Origin of the sequence: Limnobacter sp. SAORIC-580 (assembly GCF_013004065.1) — a bacterium.
GTDB lineage: Bacteria > Pseudomonadota > Gammaproteobacteria > Burkholderiales > Burkholderiaceae_B > Limnobacter > Limnobacter profundi.
The window spans coordinates 2,671,246-2,697,412 of the sequence record NZ_CP053084.1 but is presented as its reverse complement, the minus strand read 5'-3'; the positions used below and the strand labels follow the sequence as shown (position 1 = coordinate 2,697,412).

17 protein-coding genes are annotated in these 26,167 nt (G+C 53.3%); 12 read left to right on the top strand and 5 right to left on the bottom strand.

Translation table 11 applies throughout. From position 1 onward, the window contains the following. Genes HKT17_RS12590 through mtgA form a run of 4 tightly spaced genes read left to right on the top strand, consistent with a single transcriptional unit; the run spans position 1 to position 4,507 of the window. Entirely contained in the window at positions 1–2,016 is a 2,016-nt protein-coding gene (locus HKT17_RS12590; protein WP_171100506.1) for a ribonuclease catalytic domain-containing protein, read from the top strand. Next, complete coding sequence (locus HKT17_RS12585; protein ID WP_171100504.1) at positions 2,013–2,846, top strand: energy transducer TonB; 834 nt, start codon at positions 2,013–2,015, stop codon at positions 2,844–2,846. Before HKT17_RS12590 ends, HKT17_RS12585 begins: the two co-directional genes overlap by 4 nt. 18 nt (positions 2,847–2,864) lie before the next feature. Beyond that, complete coding sequence (gene aroE, locus HKT17_RS12580) at positions 2,865–3,761, top strand: shikimate dehydrogenase (RefSeq protein WP_171100503.1); 897 nt, start codon at positions 2,865–2,867, stop codon at positions 3,759–3,761. Beyond that, entirely contained in the window at positions 3,758–4,507 is a 750-nt protein-coding gene (mtgA, locus tag HKT17_RS12575) for a monofunctional biosynthetic peptidoglycan transglycosylase (RefSeq protein ID WP_171100501.1), read from the top strand. The genes aroE and mtgA overlap by 4 nt, the downstream gene beginning before the upstream one ends. 25 nt (positions 4,508–4,532) lie before the next feature. On the opposite strand, the gene glnE is transcribed toward mtgA, so the two are convergent. Then, positions 4,533–7,247, bottom strand: a complete 2,715-nt coding sequence (gene glnE, locus HKT17_RS12570) for a bifunctional [glutamate--ammonia ligase]-adenylyl-L-tyrosine phosphorylase/[glutamate--ammonia-ligase] adenylyltransferase (protein WP_171100499.1) — start codon at positions 7,245–7,247, stop codon at positions 4,533–4,535. 75 nt (positions 7,248–7,322) lie between these two features. Here glnE and HKT17_RS12565 point away from each other — a divergent pair, with 75 nt between their 5' ends. The 3 genes from HKT17_RS12565 to tldD are packed head-to-tail and all read left to right on the top strand — an operon-like array spanning position 7,323 to position 13,657. Further along, the gene (locus HKT17_RS12565; RefSeq protein WP_171100497.1) at positions 7,323–11,369 is read left to right on the top strand and encodes a YhdP family protein; all 4,047 of its coding nucleotides are present in this window, start codon (positions 7,323–7,325) and stop codon (positions 11,367–11,369) included. 1 nt (position 11,370) lies between these two features. After that, complete coding sequence (locus tag HKT17_RS12560; protein ID WP_105027219.1) at positions 11,371–12,177, top strand: carbon-nitrogen hydrolase family protein; 807 nt, start codon at positions 11,371–11,373, stop codon at positions 12,175–12,177. A 10-nt stretch (positions 12,178–12,187) separates the two neighbouring features. After that, positions 12,188–13,657 carry a metalloprotease TldD gene (gene tldD / locus HKT17_RS12555; protein ID WP_105027218.1) on the top strand — a complete coding sequence of 490 codons (1,470 nt, stop codon included), beginning with the start codon at positions 12,188–12,190 and terminating at the stop codon, positions 13,655–13,657. A gap of 1 nt (position 13,658) precedes the next feature. On the opposite strand, the gene HKT17_RS12550 is transcribed toward tldD, so the two are convergent. After that, the gene (locus HKT17_RS12550) at positions 13,659–14,252 is read right to left on the bottom strand and encodes a hypothetical protein (protein WP_205882431.1); all 594 of its coding nucleotides are present in this window, start codon (positions 14,250–14,252) and stop codon (positions 13,659–13,661) included. Between the two features lie 50 nt (positions 14,253–14,302). After that, complete coding sequence (locus tag HKT17_RS15535; RefSeq protein ID WP_105027216.1) at positions 14,303–14,593, bottom strand: hypothetical protein; 291 nt, start codon at positions 14,591–14,593, stop codon at positions 14,303–14,305. Between the two features lie 14 nt (positions 14,594–14,607). On the opposite strand from HKT17_RS15535, the gene aroG reads away from it, so the two are divergent. Both aroG and HKT17_RS12540 read left to right on the top strand, forming a co-directional pair. Next, on the top strand, positions 14,608–15,672 hold the full coding sequence (gene aroG / locus HKT17_RS12545) for a 3-deoxy-7-phosphoheptulonate synthase AroG (RefSeq protein ID WP_105027215.1): 1,065 nt from the start codon (positions 14,608–14,610) through the stop codon (positions 15,670–15,672). Between the two features lie 174 nt (positions 15,673–15,846). Beyond that, entirely contained in the window at positions 15,847–16,398 is a 552-nt protein-coding gene (locus tag HKT17_RS12540) for a hypothetical protein (RefSeq protein WP_171100493.1), read from the top strand. 170 nt (positions 16,399–16,568) lie between these two features. On the opposite strand, the gene HKT17_RS12535 is transcribed toward HKT17_RS12540, so the two are convergent. Continuing rightward, entirely contained in the window at positions 16,569–17,582 is a 1,014-nt protein-coding gene (locus HKT17_RS12535) for a M48 family metallopeptidase (protein WP_442915688.1), read from the bottom strand. Then, positions 17,579–18,811: a YjgN family protein gene (locus tag HKT17_RS12530; protein ID WP_171100491.1), complete on the bottom strand. Its 1,233-nt coding sequence runs from the start codon at positions 18,809–18,811 to the stop codon at positions 17,579–17,581. Before HKT17_RS12530 ends, HKT17_RS12535 begins: the two co-directional genes overlap by 4 nt. A gap of 150 nt (positions 18,812–18,961) precedes the next feature. On the opposite strand from HKT17_RS12530, the gene HKT17_RS12525 reads away from it, so the two are divergent. From HKT17_RS12525 to HKT17_RS12515, 3 genes are all read left to right on the top strand, one after another. Continuing rightward, positions 18,962–19,609 (top strand): hypothetical protein, encoded by a 648-nt coding sequence (locus HKT17_RS12525; protein WP_171100489.1) that lies wholly within the window; start codon positions 18,962–18,964, stop codon positions 19,607–19,609. A 112-nt stretch (positions 19,610–19,721) separates the two neighbouring features. Further along, a complete protein-coding gene (gene uvrA, locus HKT17_RS12520) occupies positions 19,722–25,379 on the top strand; it encodes an excinuclease ABC subunit UvrA (protein ID WP_171100487.1) in 5,658 nt (1,885 codons plus the stop codon). A 101-nt stretch (positions 25,380–25,480) separates the two neighbouring features. Next, positions 25,481–25,927 (top strand): hypothetical protein, encoded by a 447-nt coding sequence (locus HKT17_RS12515; RefSeq protein ID WP_171100485.1) that lies wholly within the window; start codon positions 25,481–25,483, stop codon positions 25,925–25,927. The last annotated feature ends 240 nt before the right edge of the window (positions 25,928–26,167 follow it).

Sequence of the window (26,167 nt, the reverse complement as noted above, 5' to 3'; positions counted from 1 at the left end):
ATGAATTTGTATTACGAAGAGGCCGGAGCCTTCAAAGTGGGCCGAGTGCTTCAAGAGCAGGGCAACGCCTATCAGGTCGAAACCTTGCATGGCAAGCGCACCAAGGTGAAATCCAACAGTGTGATGCTGAAGTTTGATGCGTTGGAATGTGCTGAGTTCCATGCGCAGGTTGAGGCCTTGGCCAAAGAAGTGGACACCGAGTTTTTGTGGGAATGTTCGCCTGAAGGTGAGTTTGATTTCACAGCCATGGCCCAGGAATATTTTGGCGAAAAGCCCACCGTGGTGCAGCAGGCAGCTACCCTTGCGGCTTTGCATGCTGCGCCCATTCATTTTCATCGCAAAGGCAAGGGCATGTACCGTGCAGCCCCGCCAGAAATCTTGCAGGCTGCATTGGCGGGTCTGGAGAAAAAGCGCTTGGCGGCTGAGCAGCAACAGGCTTGGGCCGATGCCTTGGTGCGCCGTGAACTACCCGATGGTTTTGCAAAACAGGCAGCCACACTGCTGGTGCGCCCGGATAAAAACAGCGCTGAATACAAAGCATTGATGTTGGCCTGCACAGAAGCCGGCCGGTCGCCCGATGTGTTGTTGATTGAATGTGGTGCCTTCAAATCGGTACATGAAATGATGCGCGCACGTTTTGCGGCGGTGTATTTTCCCAAAGGGCCGGAAATTGATTTGCCTGCGCCCGAAGTGCCCGCCGAGTTGGCAGAGTTGCCCGTGGCCAATGTGCGTGCTTTCTCGATTGATGACATTTCAACCACGGAAATTGATGATGCATTCAGCGTTGTGTGGCTGGATGAAAAACGCGCGCGCATTGGCGTGCACATTGCAGCGCCTGCGCTCTTGATTTCGCGCGGCAGTCCCTATGACCGCGTGGCCCGCGAGCGCCTGTCCACTGTGTATGCGCCCGGTGACAAAATCACCATGCTGCCCGATCAGGTGGTTGAACTGGCCACCCTGGCTGAAGGGCGTACCGTTCCATCGGTCAGTATTTACGTTGAAGTAAGTACTGAAACTGGTGAACTGATCAGCGAGCCCTACAGCGCCATTGAGCAAGTGCCCATGGCAGCGAACTTGCGCCACAATCACCTGGATGCGGCTTTGTCCAAAGAGGTATTGGAAGACCCCGATTTGCATGCGCTTGAGGTGGTGGGCGAGTTTTTTCCAGCATTGAAAATGCTGTGGAAAAGTTCGTGTGTGCTGCGAATGGAGCGCGAAATTGTGCGCGGGCAGCCTGAGAAGCACACGCGCATTGATTTCAATTTCTATGTGAGCGATGACGGAACCGTTGAAATTCAACCACGCCGCCGCGATGCACCACTGGATTTGTTGGTGGCCGAGTGGATGATTTACGTGAACCGTGAATGGGGTGGCATGCTGGACGAATGCAAGGTCACCGGCATTTATCGTGTGCAGCCGCCCATGGGTCGCGTGCGAATGTCGACCCATGCTGCCCCACACGTGGGTTTGGGCGTGCCGCAATACGCATGGAGTACGTCGCCATTGCGCCGTTATGTTGATTTGGTGAACCAGCAGCAATTGATTTCGCTGCTTCGCCAGGAACCACCGGTGTACACCGCAACCGATGCGGAATTGCTATCAGCAGTGAACAGTTTTGATGTGACTTACAAAGCCTATGCTGAATTTCAGCAAAGCATGGAACGCTACTGGTGCCTGCGCTGGATTCAGCAAAAGGGCCGCAAGCAGTTTGACGGTGTGGTGGTGAAAGACGAACTGGTGCGCCTGGACGACATTCCCCTGTTTGTTCGTCTGGTGGGCGTTACTTCGCCAGGCCGCGGCGTGCAGGTTGAGGTTGAGTTGGATCAGGTGGATGAACTCACCTTGACTGTTTCCTGCAAATTGATTGCTTTGAAGAAAGGAACGCCCACACGTTTGCTCGATGATGATGAGGAAGAGGAAATTGAACTTCCGCAGGCACCAGTGGCTGTGGTTGATGCAGGTGAGTCAGAGGGGCTGAGTCCGCCTGACGATTCCGTGGGAGGTTCAGCGGCTTGAATTCGCTGCGTGCACCAATTGGCGAGATAAACCTGAAAAAGGCACTGGTGTTGTCGGTGTTTCTTCACGCCTTGTTGTTGCTGGTGCATTTCTCAAAACCTAAAGCAGACACCGCTTTTAGCCGTCCGCTTGAGGTGATTTTGGTGAACGCGCAATCGCAAAAAACACCCACCGACGCCAAGGTGCTTGCACAGGTTGCGCTGGATGGTGGCGGGCAAGCCGACAAGGGCCGAGCGACCACCTTGCCCGGGCAAGCCGACGACAAGGTCAACCAGCGCGAACTGATTGCCAGCCAGGAACGGCTGAAGGAGCTGGAGGCCTTGCAGCGAAATTTGGCCGGTGCGGAGTTGCGCACCACACCGCAAAACGAAGTGTTGGACACTCGCCCTGGCAATGATCCGAAAAGCCAGCGCGCGCTTGAAATAAAACGGTTGCAGGCTCAAATTGCCGACAACATCAAAAGCTACAACGAGCGTCCTCGCAAGCATTTTTTCTCGCCACGCACCTCGCCCTATGCCTTTGCAATTTACGAGGAAGCCTGGCGCGCCAAAGTAGAACAGGTGGGCAATGCAAATTACCCCGATGAACTGAAGGGCCGTATTTACGGCAAGCTGAGGTTGACGGCCTATGTGCGCGCAGACGGCACGCTGGAAGACGTGGAGGTAGACCGTTCCTCGGGCTCAGCCGTGCTGGACCGGGCCGCATTGAGAATTTTAAGAATGTCGACACCCTTTCCGCCTTTCCCTTCAGAGATGCGACAGAAGGCCGATATTTTGGCGATTACCCGCACTTGGGTGTTCAGCCGTGACACCATCAGCACAGAGTACTAAGGGCATGGAGATTTCGTGTTGAATGCATTAATCCATCAGGCAGATCGCTACGTTGTAATTGGCAATCCAATTGCACACAGCATGTCGCCTTTCATTCATTCCAATTTTGCGGCGCAGCTTGGTTTGCCCCTGCAATATGAACGCGTGCTGGCGCCCTTGGATGGATTTGCGCAAACAGTGGCTGCGCTGCAAGCGGCTGGTGTGAAAGGGGCCAACGTGACCGTGCCCTTCAAGCTGGACGCCTTTGCACTGGCCAGTGCCTCACCCAATTCTCTGACACCCGCGGCTGAATTTGCGCAGGCAGCCAATACTCTGAAATTCAATGCCAATGGCACGGTGCTGGCGGATAACACCGATGGCGGCGGCTTGTGCCGCGATTTGAACCGGCAGTTAAATACCCTGGGTTTGCACCTGGAGCAATGCCAGGTATTGATGATTGGTGCTGGTGGCGCTGCCAGTGGTTGCGTTGCGGCTTTTCAGCAAGCGGGTGTTCAGCACCTTACGGTACTTAACCGAACTGTGGACAAAGCGCGCCAGCTGGCGCAGCGTGCGGAGGCCATTGACCTTCCGGCGGCGGGTGGCGGGCTGGATACACCGCCATCACATTTTGATTTGCCCGGTACGCCTGTCGTGATTGTCAATGCCTCCTCAAGCAGTTTGAAAGGGGACGTACCCGCACTTCACCCGGATTGGTACGAGCGTGCCGTGCTGGTGTACGACATGATGTATGCCGCCGAGCCCACAGCGTTCATTCGATCTCTCAGCAAGCTGGATTTACCATGCAGCGATGGTTTGGGTATGTTGGTGTTTCAAGCCCAACTCGCTTTTGAGGTGTGGACCGGGCAGTCACCCAATGCACTTGAAACCTTAACCAAAGTTCGGCAAGCCTTGCTTGCCAAAGCAAAACAACAATGACCATGGCGCGCAGAAAATCCTCTCCTGGCGGCAGCAAGCGTAAATTCAGTCTGAATCCATTGGTTTGGCTGTGGCGAATTTTCTTTTGGGGGTTTTGTGCTGTCGTGTTGTTGCAGCTTTGGTATTTGGCACAAATTGCGGTGTGGACGCATGTGAACCCCAGCAGCACCAGTTTCATGCAAACCCGTTTGGCTGAAATTCGCAAGACCGAGCCTGGTTTTCAGCTTAAACACGAGTGGGTGCCTTACGACAAAATTTCCCTGAATTTAAAGCGTGCCGTAATCGCCGCTGAAGACAGCGGGTTCATGACCCACAAGGGTGTGGAAATGGAAGCGATCCAACTGGCCATCAAGCGCAATGAGAGACGCGGCAGGGTGACACACGGTGGTTCTACCATTACCCAGCAATTGGCCAAGAACCTGTTCTTGACCAGCAAGCGAAGCTATGTTCGCAAAGGTCAGGAATTGGTCATCGCCTTGATGATTGAGGCGCTTTGGGACAAACGCCGTATTCTGGAGGTGTACCTGAATGTGGTGGAGTGGGGCAATGGCGTGTATGGTGCGCAGGCTGGTGCGAAACACCACTATGGTGTCAGTGCCGCACAATTAAACAGTTACCAGGCGGCGCGCATGGCGGGCATGTTGCCAGCGCCACGCTATTTTGACAAACGCAGAAATTCACCTTTCCTGGCTCGAAAAACCGGAACCCTTCAAAAGCGCATGTACCAAGTGACTGTGCCGAAGTAAACGCAGGGCACTGAACACTTGCACTTTAGCCCAGCAGGGTTTCCCAAAGCTTCCGAATGGGTTTTCGCATCACCATCAATGCTGGGTCGCTGGTGCGTGATTTGTCATGTCCTGCCAGCCGCAAGGCGTGTTGCTTGGCCCGCAGTTGTCGGTAGGCATCAGCCACATAATTGGCAAGCTCAGCCGGCACCAGCCCCAGTTCCCCTGCTTTTTTCAAAAGGGCAATATTGCCTTTGTTCTTGGTCAGTTCAGGGTACTTGTTGGCGAAGCCCAGTACCAAGGCCTGCACCATGAATTCCACATCGACCATGCCACCCAAATCGTGTTTTACATCAAACAGCTCGGTGTGGTTGGGGTGTCCATCCAGCATTTTCTGGCGCATGGTAATCACTTCTTTTTTGACGTCATTCCAGTCGCGGGGCAGTTGTAAAATTTCTTCCCGCAGCGTCTCGAATTTTTTTCCAATTTCAACATCACCCACGCAGAAACGGGCACGGGTCAGTGCCTGGTGTTCCCAAAACCACGCACCCACTCCGCCTTCGCGGCGTTGGTAATCTTCAAACGATGCCACGCTGCTTACCAGCAAGCCTGCCTCGCCGTTGGGGCGCAAGCGAAAATCAGTTTCAAACAAGGTGCCTGCTGCGGTTTGGGTGGTGAGCCAGCGGTTCATGCGCTTGGCCAGTTGGGCGTACAAATCGGGCGCGCGGTCGTCCTCATCCTCAAACAGGAAAATCAGGTCCAGGTCGGAGGAGTAGCCCAACTCTTTGCCGCCGTGTTTGCCATAAGCCACCACTGCAAATCGCGGTTGTGCGCGGTGCCGTTTTGGCAGCTGGTCCCACGCACGTTCCAGAATAATTTCAAGCGTGCAATCGGCCAGTTCGGACAGCAAATCGGATACATGCTCAACAGTCAGCAGGTTCTCGAGGTCCTGCGTCAGCACCCTGAACAGTTGTGCATGGTGCTGCTCCCGAATCAGATCCATTTGCCGTTCAAGGTCGGGCTGCCCGTCGGGCAGTTTGGCTTGGTCCAGCAGGTCTCTCAGCTGTTGCTTCCATTGTTTGAAGTCGGGTGGTGTCAGCAAGGTTCGGCTGTCCAGTAACTCATCAAGCAACAGCGGGTGTTTGATCAAAAAGTTGGCAGCCCAAGGGCTGGCCGCAAGCATTCGGCTGACCCGCATGCGGGCAATGGGGTATTCATCCAGCAAACTCAGGTAGGCCCCGCGCCGCGACACGGTTTCAATCAGATCGCAGCAGTAACGCCAGCAGGAGTCTGGCGCTGAGGAAGCGCCTGCTGCCGCCAGCAAAGTGGGCATCAAGCGGTCAACCCGTTCCCGATGTGCACTGGGCAAAGCCTGGTACCGGCTCGATTCAATCAAGTGTTGGTAACGGTCTTGTGCGGCTTTGGGGTTGGTGAATCCCTGGGTCAGGGTGTCTGCCCAAGGCAATTCAAGGCTGGGGGTTTCTTCGTCTTCCTGTTTGTCGCCAAACACCACATCAAAGTGGCTGGCCACGTAATCCATGTGGCGGTTCAAGGCCTTCATGAAGTTGCCCGGGTCTTGAAATCCCATGGATCGTGCAATGCGCAGTACCTCGGTCGGGCTGGCAGGAAGGCGGTGGGTTTGGGCATCGTCCACGTATTGCAGACGGTGTTCAAGGTTGCGCAGAAAGCGATACGCCGCCACCATTTTGTCGTGGTCGTCTTTGGTGATCAGCCCCAATTCCACGCACACTTCCAGCACATCGACCGTACGCCGCAATTGCAGCTTGGGTTCGCGCCCGCCACGAATCAGCTGAAAAGCCTGTGCCGTGAATTCAATTTCACGAATGCCACCGCGCCCCAGTTTGACATGCACCGAGCCTGGGTGCTGGCTTTCCCGCTTGTTCACCTCATTGCGAATTTGCACATGCAGTGCTCGCAAGGCGCGAATGGACCCGAAGTCCAGGTATTTGCGAAATACAAAGGGCCGAACAATGTTGTTCAGGTTGTCCAGGCTTTGTTGAAACGCGGCATCTTGAGCCGGGTCCACTGCCCAATTCACCACGCGGGCCTTGATCCAGGCGTAGCGCTCCCATTCGCGGCCCTGCACCACAAAGTATTCTTCCAGCATATCCAGGCTCACCACCAGTGGGCCAGAATCGCCATTTGGACGAAGGCGCATGTCGACCCGAAATACAAAACCTTCGTCGGTCACTTCCGAAATAATCTTGATGACCCGTTTGCCCACCTGCGTGAAAAATTCTGCATGGGATTGGGTTTTACCCGTGGGGCCTCCGAGGGTTTCTCCATCCTGGTTGTACAAAAAAATCAGGTCGATGTCGCTGGATGCATTCAATTCAAGACCGCCCAGCTTGCCCATGCCAACCACCATCATGCAATCACCATCGGTGGGCTCGCCGAAACGCTCTGCCTGCATTTTGTGGCTGAATTTCAGTGCAATTTGTACGGCGGCATCGGCCAGAAAGGACAAGGCCTCTGTCACTTCGAACAGGTCCACCTTGCCTTGCAGGTCGCGGCGCATGATTTCAATCATGCTGCGTTGCCGAACCAGGCGAAGTTCTGCCATCAGGGCTTTTTCGTCGTTTAACTCGCGCGCTTTCTCCAGCCAGGTTTCAATGCAGTTCAAAAGATGATTTTCATCGTGCTCGGTGCTGTCCCATTGTGGAAAACGGTGAAGCCAGCGTTTTGCATAGTCGGAGTGGTTGGGCCAAACCTGATGATAGAAATCCAGTGGGTCGTTCATGCGTGTCGTAATAAAGGGGAGCTTGGTTCTACAATAGCGTACTACAGGTGTTGACGATTATTCGGGCGGTATTTCTTGCAGGAAGGAACAAACCAGGCACTGGTGCAACAAGTCAAGGGCAACCCCGCGCTTCGGCGTGCAGGGGCTGTGCTGTTTTGGGTGCTGATTGCGGTGTATACCCCCCTGTGCATGGCCCTGTTGGCCATCAAGTGGTTGGTCTTGCCTGAAATTGACCGCTACCGCCCCGAAATTCAGCAGTACTTGCAAACACAAACAGGCACTGCACTTGAAATTGGCGAGATTCAGGCCAGCTGGCGCGGTTTTGGTCCCTTGCTGGTGGTGCAAAACATTCGCTTGCCCCAAGCCAATGGTGAGCCGGGCTTCACCGCGGATCGGGTTCACTTAACCTGGTCTTTGCCCAGCATTCTTGCCTTCAATCCACGCCTGAAAAACCTGGAAGTGCAATCGCCAGCGCTCAGTGTAGTGCGCAATTCACAGGGTGTAATCGAAGTGGCCGGCATACCCTTGGTCGATGATGGCAGCCAGGGCAACCCCGGGCTGGACTGGTTGTTGGCCCAGCAACGTGTGTTGCTGAGAAACGGCGTATTGAACTGGCAGGATGCCATGGGGCAATTCCCCGGCGCTCAAGCCATCGAGGCTGAACTGTTGCTGGAAAATGGCCTCAGCCGTCACGAGGCCGGCCTGACTTTCAAATTGCCGGTGCTGGCTCAAACGCCTGTGAACGCGCGCTTGAACTTCAAAACACCGTTGCTGGAGCGCAAGTTGGGCGATATGTCCAAATGGAAAGGCAGTTTTTATCTCAGTGCTTTGGTGGATCAAACGGAGCCGCTTGAGTCGGTGTTCAAAACTTTCGGTCTGGATGTGGATTTAACCCAGCCACAGGGAAAACTGTGGATCGATTTTGAAGACGGTTTGGTGCAGCGTTCCTTGCTGGATGCCCGAATTGGAAAGTTGCGTTTTTCCAACCCAGAGGTTGAGGCCACACCTTTTGACATGACCAACACCAGTGCCTTGATCGAGGTGCAAGGTCAGCACGCTTTGTTTGAGCCGAATGCCATTTCGATCCGTCAACTGAAAGGCCAGATTGCCGGGCAAAAACAGTTTGGCCCGACCGATTTGTCCCTAAAGAAAGAAGCAGGTGCAGAGGGGGTGGATTGGGGTGTGCAGATTCAGCAATTGGACGCGGCTCAGGCCCAGGCAATTGTGCTCGAGTTGGGTCCACATTTGGGGCAGCTTCAGCGGCTTGAAGCCTTGAAGTCTTTCGAAGTGGCCGGGCGAATCAACCGTGTGGCGCTGGATTGGCGGACTTCTGGTAACAAGCCCTTTGAGGAATCAGTCTCGTTCAAATCCGATGTTGATTTCAGCAAGCTCACCGTGTTGTATCGCGACCCGTCGCCAAAATCAAACGGACGAATTACCGGGTTCAAGAACCTCAGTGGCACATTCAAAGGCAGCGATTCCAAAGGCGAATGGACCTTGGTTGGCCGCAATTCTGAAATTTCCCTGCCAGAAATATTTGCAGCTGAAACCCTGGCCTTTGATTCCATCGAAGGCCGAGGCGGTTGGCGAGATGTTTTCACGGCCAATCAGCCAGCGGAATTTTCTGTGGAGCAACTGAAGGTCGGCAACACAGACCTTCAGGCCCAGGTTGCGGGCAGTTACCAGTTTCGCCGGGATGAATCGGATGTCATCGACATCCGGGGCACCTTGCCGTCGGCCAATCTTGCGCGTGTAGCCAATTACTTGCCACTGGTGGTTGGGGCCAGTGCGCGTGAATGGCTGACAGAGAATCTGAAAGCGGGCATGGCAAAAAACGGTCAGTTTGAATTGTCTGGCCGCTTGAGCGACTTTCCCTTTGCGGATCCCAAACACCCAGGTGTGTTTAGAATCGATGTGCCTTTTGAAAACGGTGAACTGACTTATGCCCCCGGCTGGCCCGGCATTCAGAAAGTGAATGGCAAGGCCTTGTTTATTGGCAAACGCATGTTGATTGAAGCGGAGCAAGCTGAAACTTCCGGGGTAGGCCTGAAAGGCGTGCAAGCGACCATTGACAACCTGGACGCTTGGGAACCACTGCTTGAAATTAAAGGGCAAGGCCAAGGCGATTTGGGCAAAATGGTGGCCTTTGTGAATCAAAGCCCGGTGCGGGAAATATTGAACGAGGCACTTGTTAATGCACAGGTGGAAGGCAATGCCAACCTCGATTTGCGTTTGAATATTCCGATTGCTGATCCTGAAAAAACACAGGTCAAGGGCGACCTGAAATTGAAAGGCAATTCCATCCGAGTGGTGAGGGGCATGCCGGTGGTCAGCAATGTGGATGGCGTCATCCAGTTTTCCAACAAAGGTTTGTTTATTGACCAGCTTCAAGGCCAGGCCCTGGGTGGGCCTGTGGTGGTGAAAGGCACCACAGATGCCAATGGGCGTATGGAAATTCGGGCCAATGGCACTGCGCGTGCCAAAGGCTTGGCCCAGTATTTGAACCCCCTGAGTGAGCCTTACCTGGCTGGCAGCACGCCGTATTCGGTGCTCGTGGCCACTCGTGAGAATGGCGTGGCGGTGGATGTGAACAGTCAGTTGCAGGGCTTGGAGGTGAAATTGCCTGCGCCTTTCGCCAAAAAAGCAGATGCCAGATTGCCCTTCAAATTGAACCAAAGCGCCACAGCCCAGGGTGAACGTTGGCAAGTGGATTTGGGCCCCGATGCAAAACCGCTGGCACAACTTCGTGCGATTGTTCTGGAACAGGCGGGTCAAGCGGGTATTGATTCCATGCAGTTCGCCATCGGTGCGCCCCTGGCGGCCCCCACAGCAGGAATACAAGGCGACATTCGGGTGCCTGCAATCGATTTGGACACTTGGCGCTCTATTTTCAATGACATCACCTCGGCCCCGGGCAACAAGGGCTTGATGGGCGAGTTGATGGGTGACCCCACCGCTGACACCGACATCAAGTTAAAGGTGGGTATCCGCACCGAACGCCTGAATGTGGGCAGCAAATCATTTGAAGGCGTGTCGGTAGCGGCCCGCACGGTCGAAAAACGATGGCAGTTTGATGTGAAAGCCAAGGGGGTTGATGGTTATCTGTCCTGGATTTCTGACAAACAAAGGCCTGATGGTGCTGTGTTGGCGCGTTTTAAAACGCTGGTCATTCCCAAAACGCTCGACAGTGACCTACGTGATTTGGTGGAGGAGCCCGCCTCCAGCATTCCAGCGTTGGATGTGCAGGTGGACAATTTCACCTTGAATGATTTGGCTCTGGGCAGCCTGAAATTAATCGCGGTGAACCAAACCCGTGAAGAACAGGCGCGCGCCGCTCTGGGTCAACGCCCGAAAGAATGGAAACTGGAAGAACTCCGCATTGAAAACCCGGAATCGATTACCCGGGCCAAAGGAGTTTGGCAGTACGGTGAAAACCTGAAAAATCAGCGCACCGACATTGAAGTGGACCAAACCGTGAAGAATGCGGGTGGCTTGCTAACCCGACTCGGCATGGCCGGGGTTTTTCAGGGTGGTGAAGGTACGCTGCTTGGGCGATTGCGCTGGAATGATGCGCCCACGAATATTGACTACGGCAGCTTGAGCGGGCAATTCAAGCTGAAAAGCAGCAAGGGGCAGTTTTTGAAAGCAGACCCTGGCGTGGCCAAATTGCTGGGCGTACTTTCCTTGCAAAGTATTCCGCGTCGATTCACGCTCGATTTCAAGGATGTGTTTTCCGAGGGCTTTGCTTACGACACCATGGAGGCCGATGTGGCCATGAAAGAGGGCATTGCCAGCACCCAGAACTTCAAAATGACCGGACCTAGCGCCACCGTGTTGATGGACGGAAAACTGGACCTGGAAAGCGAAACGCAAAACCTGAATGTGGTTGTGTTGCCAGACCTGAACCCCGCCGGCGGTTCACTGATCTACTCTGTGATTGCAGCCAACCCGGCGGTGGGTATTGCATCATTGATTGCCGATTTTGTGCTGAAAGATCCGCTTTCGAAAATCTTCTCTTTTCAGTACAAGGTGAGCGGCCCTTGGGTGGCCCCGGTTATTGAGCGTGTGCGCAGGGGCGATCCGGTCACCCCGCCCACCAACGACACCAACACAAGGAATTAGCATGAGCAAGTCCATGACCGTTGCAAGCCTGCAAATGATTGCCACCCCTGACCTTGAACGGAATCTGGACATCGCACAGCGTTTGATCGGGCATGCTGCAAAGCAAGGCGCACGCATGGTGTTGCTGCCTGAATATTTTTGCTTGATGGGCCACAAAGACACCGACAAGCTGGCGATTGCAGAGCCTATCGGCAATGGTCCGATCCAGCAATTTCTGGCCGATCAGGCCGTGGTACGTAACTTACACATTGTGGCGGGTACCCTGCCAATTGCCAGCGAGGTGGACGGCCGTGTGTACAACACCACGCTGGTATTCAATCCGCAAGGCGAATGCACGGCCCGCTACGACAAAATTCACCTGTTTTGTTTCACCAAAGGGCAGGAAAGCTACGACGAAGCGCGCGTGCTACTTCCCGGAAAAACACCTGTGGTGGCCGATGTGGAGGGCTTCAAAATAGGCTTGTCCGTGTGCTACGACTTGCGTTTTCCAGAACTTTACCGTGCCATGGGACCTGTTGATTTGATCGTGATGCCCGCTGCATTCACCTATACCACTGGCCGCGCTCACTGGGAGGTGTTGATGCGTGCCCGCGCCATTGAAAACCAGTGTTATGTGCTGGCTTGTGGTCAGGGCGGTGTGCACGAGAATGGGCGCCGTACCTGGGGCCATTCCATGCTGGTCAACCCGTGGGGCGAGGTCGAGAATGTGCTTGAAGAGGGCGAGGGGGTGGTGCTGGGCCAGCTTGACCCTGCTAAGATAGTCGATGTGCGAAACAGCTTGCCCGCGCTTACGCACCGCGTGCTTTAAAGGATTCAACATGAAAGTAGTAGACCCCGCCATCGCCAACCTGGCCACCGCCCAAAGCCTGTTGTGGACCCCCTACGGTATCGACGAAGGCCACATTCAAAAGGCCTTTGGTGAAATTTTTTCCCACAAGGTGGATTTTGCCGACCTGTACTTTCAGTACGGTTGCATTGAAGGTTGGTCGCTCGATGAAGGCATTGTGAAATCGGGCAGCTACAACATTGAGCAGGGCGTGGGTGTGCGCGCTGTCAGCGGTGATAAAACTGCTTTCGCTTATTCCGACGACATCGCCTTCAAACCAATTCTGGCAGCGGCCAAATCGGTGCGTGAAATTGCAAGCTTGGGTAAAACAGCCAATCGCAACCTGAAAACTGGCAAGGGCTTCGCTGGCGCTGAAAGCCGGGCACTCTACAGCCCTCTGAACCCGATTCCCACGCTGACATCGACTGAAAAAGTAGACCTGCTCAAGCGTCTTGAGCAATTCGCACGCAAGCGCGACAAGCGCGTGAAGCAAGTGATGGCCAATATTGTGGGCGCCTATGATGTGGTACTGGTGGCTCGCAGTGACGGTGTACTCGCCGCAGATGTGCGCCCCTTGGTGCGTGTGAACGTGAGTGTGGTGGTAGAACAAAAAGGCCGTCGTGAAACTGGTTCATCGGGTGCTGGTGGCCGTTACGACTTTGCACAGTTTACAGACGCGTTTTTGATGCACCATGCCCACACTGCAGTAGACCAAGCCTTGATCAATCTGGAAGCCCGCCCAGCACCGGCAGGCTTGCAGACCGTGGTGCTGGGTTCTGGCTGGCCCGGTATTTTGTTGCATGAAGCGATTGGCCACGGTCTGGAAGGTGACTTCAACCGCAAAGGCAGTAGCGCATTTTCAGGCATGATTGGCCAGCGCGTGGCCGCCAAGGGGGTCACGATTGTTGATGATGGTACTTTGGCCAGCCGCCGGGGTTCGTTGAACATTGACGACGAAGGCAACAAAACCGAATGCACCACCTTGATTGAAGACGGTATTTTGAAGGGCTACATTCAAGACATTACGAACGCAAGGCTCATGAAAATGCCGGTCACCGGCAACGGTCGCCGCGAGAGCTTTGCGCATTTGCCCATGCCCCGCATGACCAACACTTACATGTTGAACGGCGACAAAACGCCTGAGGAAATTATCGCCAGTGTGAAAGACGGTGTGTACGCCGTGAACTTTGGCGGAGGTCAGGTCGATATTACCAGTGGCAAGTTTGTATTTTCAGCTTCGCTGGCCTACAAAATTGAAAACGGCAAAATCACTTACCCACTCAAGGGTGCAACCTTGATCGGTAACGGCCCAGAGTCGCTCACGAAAATTTCAATGGTGGGCAACGACATGGCGCTTGACGATGGCGTGGGCACTTGCGGCAAGGAAGGTCAAAGCGTACCTGTTGGTGTGGGCCAGCCCACCCTGCGCATCGATGGGCTGGTGATGGGCGGTACGCAGTAATTCAGCGCGGCATGCCGTAAGGGTCGATCGCATCGTCTTGCGCCCATTCTGTATGCAAGGCAGCCAGGTTGCCTTGGTCCCCGGGCTGTGGGCCCTGCAGCAGGTCTATGTCTCCTGTAAGCCGGTAGAGCAAATTGGTGTCAATAGCCTGCTTTGACAAAGACCAAGGCCCCAACGGTGTTGTCACCAGCAAGTTGCTCGGACCTTGCTCAAGCAAATGGCTTGCGATTTCGAGCGCCTCGAAGCAGCTGTTGTCCAATGAAATGGCCAAACGAGTAACTTCTCTGGCGTTGTGTCGCACTTCATCGGTACAGTTCTCCAGTTTACGAAGAAAATCCGCATGACCCTCATCGGGTTCCAGGAACGTACTTTTGAGTTGTTGTGTGGCTGAAACGGCGACAGCCTGCGCTTGCGGCAACACCATCCATGCCGTGTAGAAATTGTTGACTAGCGGAATTAATGTCGCAGTCTGCCCCCTGATTTGTGTGGCCAGAGCCCTGACCGCTTCCACGGTGGGGCGTTGTTGGGCCTGGGGAGGTGCTGGGGCAAAATTCAATGGGTTCACTTGAATTGGGTTGATTCCGTTCATGCTCATGATTCGTCGGTGGTGTATTGAAATTGAACGCCTGAGTGGACTCAAAGCTGTCAAAGTTCCTTGTTTTTCAGTGGGATGCCAACCACACCCACCCGTGACTTGTTAGAATTTGGCTTAGCGCGCTTGCACAGCGGCCATGAATTGATTACATTTAAAAGATGAACACGAATTTCGCGCACTCTTTTTATGCTTTTTTTGGCTTCTTTGCCTGGTTTGGGCAAGCGGCGGAAGAGGGTTGTGCGTAAAAACACATAGTTCGAACAGATCCCAAAACCGCCAGGCCTGAACCTCCTGGCGGTTTTTTTTTGAACCGACACTTTGAACAAAAAGCGCGCCAGCATTCAGGAGAATTGGCATGAACACGGTAACAGACGACTTGAGAATCAAAGAAATTAAAGAACTGATCACCCCTGCGGCCTTGATCGCAGACGTGCCCATTACCCCCGCAATTGCTGACACAGTCGCAGGTTGCCGTACCGCTTTGCACAAAATTCTGCACGGTGGCGACGACCGTTTGATCGTGGTGATGGGGCCTTGCTCCATTCACGACGTGAAAGCGGCCATGGAGTACGCCAACAAGCTGAAGGTGTACCGCGAAAAATACGCGGAAGACCTGGAAATTGTGATGCGTGTTTATTTTGAGAAGCCCCGCACCACCGTGGGTTGGAAGGGTTTGATCAATGACCCCAATCTGGACGGCAGTTTCGAGATTAACAAAGGCCTGCGCATGGCGCGTGAAGTGCTGCTGAACATCAACGGCCTTGGTTTGCCCGCTGGCACTGAATTTCTCGACATGATCACCCCGCAGTACATTGCTGATTTGGTCAGCTGGGGCGCCATTGGTGCCCGCACCACTGAAAGCCAGATTCACCGTGAGTTGTCATCGGGCCTGAGCTGCCCGGTCGGTTTCAAGAATGGCACAGATGGCAACGTAAAAATTGCAGTGGATGCCATCAAAGCCGCTCAGCACCCGCACCACTTTTTAAGTGTGACCAAGGAAGGGCGTAGCGCCATTGTGAGCACCTCGGGCAACGAAGATTGCCACATTATTTTGCGTGGCGGGAAAGGCCCGAACTACGATGCGGCGTCTGTTGAGGCGGCTGCGGCTGATATTGGCAAGGCGGGTCTCGCCGCCCGAATCATGATTGATGCAAGCCATGGCAACAGCAGCAAGGTGCCGAAGAACCAGGTGGGCGTGTGCGAAAACATTGCTGAACAACTGGCTGCCGGTGACGCCCGTATTATGGGCGTGATGGTTGAAAGCCATTTGGTGGAAGGTCGCCAGGACCTTGAACCCGGCAAGCCGTTGACTTACGGCCAAAGCATCACCGATGGTTGTGTGGGCTGGGACGACAGCCTGCAAGTACTGGAAACCTTGGCACAAGGTGTACGCAAACGCCGGCTTGCACAGGTTGTCTGATATCCGGTTTTAATCGCCGCCAACTGTTGGTGTAGTTCAGAAAATCCCGCCGGGTTCAAACCCCCGAGCGGGATTTTTGTTGTGCAGAACGGATTGAGTTTTGTTGATAAATCGAACTTCTTTTTTGGTTGGTTAACAGACTTATCCTTTTCACGACTTTGAGGACTATTCAAGATGTATTCAAGTTCTGTTGCTACCAGCAACCCGGTTGTTGAGCAATTCAATATCAACAAACAAAACTTAAGTAACCTGAAACGAGATATCTCTCCCTTGGCCAATGCAGCATCTGAGTTGGCGCAAACTGCGCGAGATATGAGAGCACATGTGGTGGCGACCACAGGTAGCTCCAAAGCCCTGATATTTTCTCCCCAAGGGGATTCAATTCAATCCAAACAATTAATCAAATTATTGGATGGAGCGAAAGATACACTCAAAAGTTTTGCGTCAAAAGCAAAAAGCCTCGACCAGGAAGTAGATTTCTTTTCGAATCATCAAGATGGTTTGTTCCAAGGCAATGTCGCGGCGATTCCTCAAGCTCACAAGGTAAATTGGTGCACAGGTCAAGTGGAAAAGATATTGAAACGAGCAAGCAAGCTTGGTGCAGACCAGGGGCCCAAGGTAACTACAGCCGTCAACAACCTGAGAATCGCTGCGCAATATACTCGCCAAAATATCCAATCGGATTTGGATACAAACGTTGTGGCTTTGAACAGGAATATTCATTAATTTTCCGATGAGAAATAACATGCCAATTGAACAAATAGCGAATTGTTGGGGTGTTAGCTCAAGGGAATTGATTGTGCCCAGGCCATTTATGCAACGATGTGCGAAAAAGTGCTTGGCGGATAATTCGTGATAGTCGTACCGCGAAAGCTTGCTTAGCGGGCTTTCGTGTTTTATTGATTTTCTCGAATTAATTGAATTCGTTCTTCAGCACCTGGGTGACTGTCCAGATAGGACGAGTCGGTAGAACCCGAACCATCCAGGCTGCCCAGCTTTTCATGTAGCAATTCAAGTGCGGCAAGGTCGCGCCCTTGTTTAACAAACAGTTCAATTGCAAACAAATCAGCTTCCCGTTCAAATTCTCTGCTGTAGTGCTGCGCAATCAATTGCGTGCCCAGGGTGCTGATCAGGACTGAAACATCACCTGAAAAAATGGCAATTGCGGTTCCAGCCAGAGCGTTTTGCAGCAATCGGCGGAACATGTGCCGAAGTTGAATATGCCCCAACTCATGCGCCAAAACACCAGGAATGGTCTTCGCCGGTAGGAAGTTCAAAAGTTCGTCGGTTAAAACAATGGTGCCGTCGGGTAAGGCAAAGGCGTTGGGACCAATTTTACTGCTGCGAAACGCAAGCCTGACATGGGACAACTCTGCGCGGCCTGCGATGAGTGAGTTCAGTTGCTGCTGGTAGGTAGATTTCGCCTGATCGTCTAGATTGCTGGGTTGAAAAATAACATCATCCAGCTCAATCAACACGTTTCCCATTAATTCCGACAGCTTGGCTGGTGGTGTGGCAAACGCGATCCATTTGCTGATCAAAGGCAAGCCTTGGCCGTAAAGGCCAATTGCAAACGCGATAGACGCGATGCCAATAAGTAGCCATTGAGTGGGGTGGTATTGAACTTTTTCAAACCAGCTTAAGGAAAGTACTTTCCAGGATTGCAGGGTGCTTGAGCAGCTTTCCCTATCAAATTCGAGTGTGCCCCCGTTGGGCAAATCAAGCACAATTGGCGCATTGCCGAAGCTTTCCGGGCGCTTGATATTGCGCAAAGCAAAGGCATGTTTTGTATCGTTGACCAAAAACACCAATTGCCCAGCATCGTTGTAGACATTCACGGGGGTACCTTTCAGTACCTCCCCGTTAAAGTAAATGGCCGGTAAAGCAGTGGGATGCGGGTTTGATCTCAAATGCCAAGTTCCAAACCAAGTGCATCCCCCATGCTGTCACCGAAAGCTTTTTGTTTGCTCTGCTCTTCCCGCATAATCTCGTCGATGCTGCCCACGGGGACGAATGCCATGTGTGTAATTCTGTAGCGTGTTGAGCGAATTCGTGCGAATGGAAGAAACAAACCCATGGTGCAAACAATCAGGAGAATATTGCTGATGTGGATCCATGTGGCCGCGATTGGGCTCGCCGTGCTTTTGAACCGATGCTGGTTTGCAAGTGTGGTGTTGTTCCACATCAGGTTGTCAATGGCGGTTTTCAAATAGGCGCCGAATGCAAACAATACGAGATAAGCCAGCAATGCAATTGCGCCGAGGCTTGAAAGCATGGCCATGGCTTGCATGGCCACATGTGCTTGTTCTTGCGCAGCGCTGTCTTCTGTCGTGGGGGTTTCTTCACTCAAGGGCATCGAAAAATCGAACGCGTCGGTGAATAGGCTCATGTTGATGGCAAATGCAGCAATGGCCAGAAGAAACAAAGCCAGGCCAGCCAAAAATGTTGATTTCAGGGTGGTTTTGCCAAATTCGCCAAACTGAGCGCCGCACTTCAGCTCGGCGTTGCCGAACTTTGAGTGATTCATGACAAACAAGCGCAGACCGCTGATGAACATGGCGAGAATGAATGCAATGCCAGTGCCTAGCAACAGTGAGGCTGCAATGATCATCAGGACTGAGGTTACCCCAGAGAATTCCAGGTTGATCAGCCCTCTACCGATTCCGAGCACCATGCCAAGCACCACAAAAAAGCCCAGACTGATCAAAATGGTGACCATCAATTTGCCATAGGCCCTTTTAGCTGCGCCGTTGAAGCGGAAGCGCAACCCCCTATAGCTGCTGTTAGCCAAGTGAAAACGCAGGCTCATGACCAGAAACAGTGGCATCAGGAAAATCACCGACAACATGATCAGGCCCGCAAAACCTGGGGAGTAAGCCGATGAAAACACGTAGGTCAGTGCGATGCAGACAACCAGCAAATTGCCTTTCAGTATTGCTTTGGGGTCGCCGTGATAGTCAAACCTGTTGCCGTTTAATTCAGTGGATTGGTAGAAATACTTGCGTGTTCGTACTTTGGCCCATGCCGCGTAAATACCCAAGGTTGCGATGGTGAGTACAAGGTTTACAAGCCAGATTTTGAAGTATTCGCGGCCTGCGCCATGAAAAATGAACTTGTCAGGGGTGTTGGTATCGAGCATGGACTAACAGCCAATCATGTAAACAAAGTAAGTGACTTTGCCGCATCGGAAAGTTCATTTGTACGTTTCCCCGCAGAGAGGTACCAAGAAGGAACCATTCTTGTATGTTTCCCCACGAAGCGCTCCTTAACTGATTCAGGAGTGTTGATTATGCAAAGTCCGATTGGAAATCTGCATGCCCAGTTGCAGCACAGTACCGCGGTGCTGGATGGTTTCATGTCTGATGTTCAAACTTTGAAGAAAGAATCCAGTGCATTGACCAAATCGGTCGACTCGCTGGCAAAAGATTATTTGAAGCAATGTCGACGTTTTGCCACGCCAGCAAGTTTGGCCAATCCGGTGATTCAAAACCTTGAAAACTTGCAGGCATGCAGTAGCCTTGTTTACGATCAGGCTGATAACTTGAGAGGCTGTCTGGATGCTGTGGTGAAAAACAGTTACAAACCCGATTTGAAGCGGGCTGATCAGGGGAAACCTACAAAAATACTGGTTCAAGCCGAACAAGAGGCCGCCACATTTGAAACCCACATTCGTTTGGCAGAGAGTTTGGTGGCCACTGTCTTGCCCAGGCGCGATGCACCAGCCTGCCACAATGCACTGCCCCGTGATTATCAACAGTTGGGTGACCTGAATTCAGCATATCTGGCGGTTCAGGGATCCATCCCCACCGGTATTCAAACACCACTGCTGGGGCAGTTGCGGGTAGGCACGTTGACGGCTGCAGCCATGCATCTGCGGGATCAAATCGAGTCGCCAAGCGTGCGTCATCGTGTTCAGCCCTTGCCCCTCAGCCAGTAGGCAACGCCGGGTTTTATAATTTCAATCAAGCAGGCGGCTTAGGCCCGGTTAAGCTCGCCTCACCCATTACAATCAAAGTCATGTAGCAACTGTTTTACCCTGCAGGCACCCCATGACTAGCAAAGCAAAAAAAGACCAAAATTCCCAATACCTTGGGAACATCATTCGCATCAAGGGTGCCCGCCAGCACAATCTGAAAAACGTTGACATCGACATCAAAACCGGTGAAATCACAGTGTTCACGGGTGTGTCAGGCAGTGGTAAAAGTTCATTGGTGTTCGATACCCTGTATGCCGAAGGGCAACGCCGCTACGTTGAAACCTTTTCGCCCTATGCACGCCAGTTTCTGGACCGCATGGACAAACCCGATGTAGACAGCATTGAAGGCGTATTGCCCGCCATTGCCATCGATCAGGCCAACCCCGTGCGCACCTCCCGCAGCACCGTGGGCACAATGACTGAAATCAATGATCACCTGAAGTTGATTTACGCTCGCGCCGCCCACCTGCATTGCCGCCAGTGTGGCCAGTGGGTACGTGAAGACACCGTAGCCACCATCAAACAATCGATACTGGACAAGGCCGCTGCGCAAAACGACCCACGCTTGGTGGTTACCTTTCCCGTGCGCGTGCCCGCAAAATTTACGACTCAGGAGATTGAAGATTTCCTGAGCGCGCAAGGTTATACCCGAATTCACCTCGAAACACCGATTAAAAAAGGCCGCAGCGTGGTGGAAAAATTGCTCGATGTGGTGCAAGACCGCTTCCGCGTGGCGGGTGTTGAGGAAAGTCGTTTTAGCGACGCCGTGGCCAGCGCCCTGCACCGCGGCAAAGGCAAAGTGAATGTGTTTGCGCTGCCTGAAACTGGCGATGAAGGGGCTGTAGAACGAGAGCCCTGGCGCTATTCCGAGGGGCTGCACTGCGCCACCTGTGATCTGGATTATTCAAGCCCGCTGCCCAGCCACTTCAGCTTCAATTCCCCCTTGGGCGCTTGCGACACCTGCCGTGGTTTTGGACGGGTGATTGGAATCGATTATGGCCTTGTTATCCCTGATGAAAACAAATCGCTGGAAGAAGGTGCGGTAAAGCCCTGGACCACGGAGAGTTTCAAAAGCTGCCAGAAAGATTTGGTGAAATTTGCCAAAAAACGCGGCATTGCCACCGATGTTGCTTACAAACATTTGCCCGAAGAACACAAGTTGTGGGTGATTGAAGGCGATGCCAATTTTGACGGCAATTGGGATGGTCACTTGTTCTATGGTGTGGCCCGTTTTTTCGAATGGCTGGAAAGTCGCACCTACAAAATGCATGTGCGGGTCATGTTGAGCAAATACCGCAGCTACACCCCTTGTGGGGATTGCGGCGGTACACGCTTGAAACCCGATTCACTGCTGTGGAAGTTGCCCAGCGATTCTGGCAAGCACAGCATTCATGAAATCATGCAGATGCCGCTATTGAAAGTGGCGCAACTGTTTAAAAACCTGCAACTGCCCGGCGCGCTCGATGAGGCCAGTGATTTGGTGTTGCAAGAAATTCGCACCCGCTTGGGCTTCCTCATTCAAGTGGGCTTGGGTTACCTGACACTGGACAGGCAAAGCAGAACCCTGAGTGGTGGTGAAGTACAGCGAATCAATTTGACCACGGCACTGGGCAGTTCGCTGGTGAATACTTTGTTTGTATTGGACGAACCCTCGGTGGGCCTGCACCCCCGCGACATTGCGCGCGTGGCTCAAGCCATGCAGCGTCTGAAAGAGGCCGGTAACACCTTGGTGGTGGTTGAGCACGACCCGCAATTGATGAACCAGGCTGACAGGCTCGTGGACATTGGTCCAGGCCCGGGTGAAGCCGGTGGCAATATTGTGTTTGATGGCGCGCCCGCCAAAATTGCCCAGGCAAATTCGCTGACTGCCCGCTACTTGAAGGGCGAACTGAAGGTGGTGGAAAACATCGAGCCGGTGGGCGATTCCACAGAGCATATTGCCTTGACTGGTGTGCGCGCCAACAACTTGAAAAACATTGATTTCAAATTGCCGCTGAACCGCCTGGTGGTACTCACTGGTGTTTCAGGTTCGGGCAAAAGCACTTTGGTGCAAGACGTTCTGGTACCCGCCATTAAAAAAATAAAAGGCGAGCCCACAGAGTCACCGGGTGACTTTGATTCATTGGAGGGTGTAGAGCATATTTCACAACTGGCGTTTGTTGACCAAAGCCCGATCGGAAAAACCACGCGAAGCAACCCCGCTAGCTATGTGGGCGCCTTTGATGAATTGCGCAAGCTGTTTTCCAAAACAAAAATTGCCGTAGAGCGCGATTACAAACCCGGCTTTTTCAGTTTCAACAGTGGCGACGGCCGCTGCCCCATGTGCGGCGGCAATGGCTTTGAACATGTAGAAATGCAGTTTTTAAGCGACGTGTATTTGCGCTGCGGCGAATGCAATGGCACACGCTACCGGCCAGAGGCACTGGAAGTCACGCTTGAACGAAAAGGCCAAGTGTTGAACATGGCGCAGGTGCTTGAACTGACCGTAGACCAGGCCCTTGATTTGTTTGAGAAAGACACCGCACTGCTAAAAACACTGCAACCGCTTGCACAAGTGGGTTTGAATTATTTGCGCCTGGGTCAGCCCGTGCCCACGCTCAGCGGTGGTGAAGCACAACGCCTGAAACTGGCTGGCTTTCTGGCCAACTTGAAGCCCACTGCCAGCGGCCAGAAAGTGGCCAAGCGTGGTGACCTGTTTGTGTTTGATGAGCCCACCACCGGTTTGCATTTTGACGATGTGGCCAAGCTGATGCGCTCGCTGCGCCTTTTGCAGGAAGCAGGGCACAGTGTGCTGATCGTTGAACACAACCTGGATGTAATATGCGCCGCCGATTGGCTCATCGACCTTGGCCCTGAAGCGGGTGAATACGGTGGTGAACTGGTGGCCCAAGGCACACCTGAACAACTTGCAAAGAACAAAGCCAGCCACACCGGCATTGCAATTAAGCAGTATTTGGCGCAAACCAATTTGCTGGATGCTGCCGATTTGAACAAAGGCAGTGATCAAGGTAGTGACCACATGGTGGCCGAGGCTGCCGCCTTGTATGGGCTAAACACGGCAAGTAGCCGCCGAGGTTTGACCGATGGCATTGAAATTTTGCATGCGCGCGAGCACAACCTGAAGAACGTCAGTTTGACTATTCCGCGTGAAAAAATGACTGTAATTACCGGACCTTCGGGCAGCGGAAAATCGACGCTGGCATTTGATATTTTGTTTTCCGAAGGCCAGCGCCGCTACCTTGAAAGTTTGAATGCCTACGCACGCCAGTTTGTGCAGCCTGCTGCCAAGCCCGATGTGGATGCTATTTTTGGCATCCCACCCACGGTGGCGATCGAGCAGCGCACCAGCCGTGGTGGTCGAAAAAGTACAGTAGCCACAGTCACCGAGGTGTACCACTTCCTGCGCCTGATATTCGTGAAGCTGGGCATTCAGCATTGCCCCACTTGCGAAGTGCCCATTGCTCCGCAAAGCATGGACAGCATGCTGGCGCAAATCATGCAGCATTACAAAGGGCAGGAGATTACCTTGCTGGCCCCACTGGTACAGGGGCGTAAAGGTATTTACAACGAAATTGCAAAATGGGCCGTGGACCGCGGTTATGAACGCCTGCGCGTGGATGGTGAGTACGTGCCCACCAACCCCTGGCCCAAATTGGCCCGTTATCAGGAACACCACATTGAACTTCCCGTTAAAACCCTGAGCATTCAAGCCAAAGGTGAGAAAGAACTGCGCGAAGTACTGGCACTTGCGCTGGAATATGGCAAAGGCACAGTAATGGTCGAGGCGCCCGGAAAAAAAGGCGAATCACCTGCCATTCGTTTTTATTCCACCAAACGTGCCTGCCCCAGTTGCGCGCGCAGCTTTCCGGAACTCGACCCGCGCTTGTTCAGCTACAACAGCAAACATGGCTGGTGCGCCAGCTGTTTTGGCGTGGGTGAAGAAGTAGAAGGCTTTGATGCTGAAACCACAGGCGAAGAAGGCAAGTGGCTTTCTGAGCAAGACAAAAGTGCAGACGAAAATGCTGAAAATGAAGAAGGAAGCTATTTGCGGGAAAGCATGGTGTGCGCATCATGCAATGGCCAACGCCTAAACCCCACCGCGCTGGCTGTGAAGTTCAAGAACAACAACATTGCCGAACTGGCCGACCAAACAGTCAGTGACGCTTTGCTGTGGGTGGATCAGCTTGAGTTGGATGAACGTGAAACTGCAATTGCCAAAGACATTCGCATTGAAATGGCTGGGCGATTGAAGTTTTTGAAACAGGTGGGGCTCGATTACCTCCACCTGAACCGCAGTGCGCCCACCCTGAGTGGTGGTGAAGCCCAGCGCATTCGCTTGGCCAGCCAGTTGGGCACCAACCTGCGCGGTGTGTGTTACGTGCTGGACGAACCCACCATTGGTTTGCACACCCGCGACAACCATCGCCTGCTGGACGCGCTTGAGGAACTTCGCGCCAAGGGCAACACCCTGGTGATTGTTGAACACGACATTGACACCATGCAGCGCGCTGATCGCTTGGTCGACATTGGCCCTGGTGCGGGCACATTGGGTGGTGAAATTATTTCCCAAGGCACAGTGGCTGAGGTAACCGCGGACAAAAATTCGCTGACAGGCCGTTACCTGAAGAACCCCATTCCGCACCTGCCAAGCCCCAAACGGCTGGTTGAAAAAGACACAGCACGATTGAGTATCAAGGGTGCCAAACTGCACAACATTACGGGTTTGGATGTGGATATTCCACTGGGCCGTTTGGTGGCCATCACTGGCGTTTCTGGTAGCGGAAAATCTACCCTGGCCCGCGACATTTTGTTGGCCAATATGCGCCAGTATGTGTTGAACCAAAACAAGAAAGGCAAGCCCGTACACAACTGGTTTGCCTGCGATGAAATTGAAGGTGCTGACCAAGTTGCCCGTGTACTGGAAGTGGACCAAACTCCGATCGGTAAAACGCCGCGCAGTTGCCCTGCCACTTATATTGGCTTCTGGAACCGAATTCGCAATGTGCTGGCCGACACCATTGAAGCCCGCATGCGCGGTTTTGCAGCCAACCGCTTCAGTTTCAATGCAGGGCCCGGCCGCTGCCCGGTGTGTGACGGCCAAGGCATGCAAACCATTGAAATGAACTTCCTGCCAGACGTGAAAGTGGTGTGCGAAGCCTGCCGAGGCAAACGATTCAACCCTGAAACCTTGCAAGTCACCTGGCGCGACAAAACCGCTGCGGAAATTCTGAACATGAGTTGTTCAGAGGCGGCGCCGTTTTTTGAGGCGCACCCTGCGATTGCGCAGGCGCTCACTTTATTGAATGACGTTGGTCTGGGTTACCTCACAATTGGTCAACCCAGCCCCACCCTCAGTGGGGGCGAAGCTCAGCGGATCAAGCTGGTGACTGAACTGGTGAAGGTGCGGGAAAACAAAGCGGGTGTACAAATGAGCCCGCCCACTTTGTACGTGTTGGACGAACCCACTGTTGGCTTGCACATGAACGACGTGGAAAAGCTGATTGCCGTGCTGCACAGGCTGGTGGACGCGGGCCACACGGTGGTGGTGATTGAACACGACCTTGACTTGATCGCCCAGGCAGACTGGGTGATCGACATGGGTCCCGAGGCTGGCATTGGCGGAGGTCAATTGGTGGCGCAGGGAAGCCCGCAAACGCTGGCCAAGGCGAAAGGCAAGAAAGCGGGGCACACTGCAGCCGCGCTGGCGCAGTTTTACGCCAGTAGAAACTGATATGTATCAATAGCTGGAGGAACTTTCCGGCCGCATTTGTTCCTTAGATGAAAGGGGATATTTCCCCTGTCGTTTTACTGAATTTCAGGCAAGGGGAATACATGCCGGCCAGTTCCTCCGGGGTAGGGAATTCACCCTCCTTACCTCCTCAAAGTGTTGTTGCGGAAAGTGCAGCCAAATCACCCTCTAGCGCAAAGACTGTGGGTGAGGGTGGCCTGTCAAAGGCTGTATCAGCCATTTGGAAAAAACTGAGCGCAGACTTGAAGCAGAACCCCGCGCTGCATTGGCAAAATGCACTGAGCACCGCCGATGAACTGGCTCGGTCAGTATGTGGCCAGGATCTTCCCGAAGATTTTCAAGCTGATCTTATCGGCAATCTCAATCTGCTTGAACAAACATTGTTGGGGTTGAAAATTCAATCTACGGACGGACTACTTGTCCCCGGCCCCTATATCAAAGAGCTGCTCTCGGTTTTAAAGTTGAATGTTGTCACCACCTCCAAGCAACTCCAGACCCTTCACAGTCTCAAGAAGAATTCTTCAAATTGACCCCATGATTCAGACTCGGAGCTAATTCGTGACTCAGCATTCTCCTATTTCATCCAATTCAAAAGGCACAGTTGTTCCGCCCATTCCGGCGGCCGCATCCAATAAATCGGTGGTTCAGCCTCGGCCTTCTTCACAGCTGCTTGCAACTCAAACCAAAGCGGATTTCACACGCTCACCACAGGCGCGGCCCAATGTCATCGAGTTACTTACTGAGTGCCATCAGATTGCTGGCACTGAAGA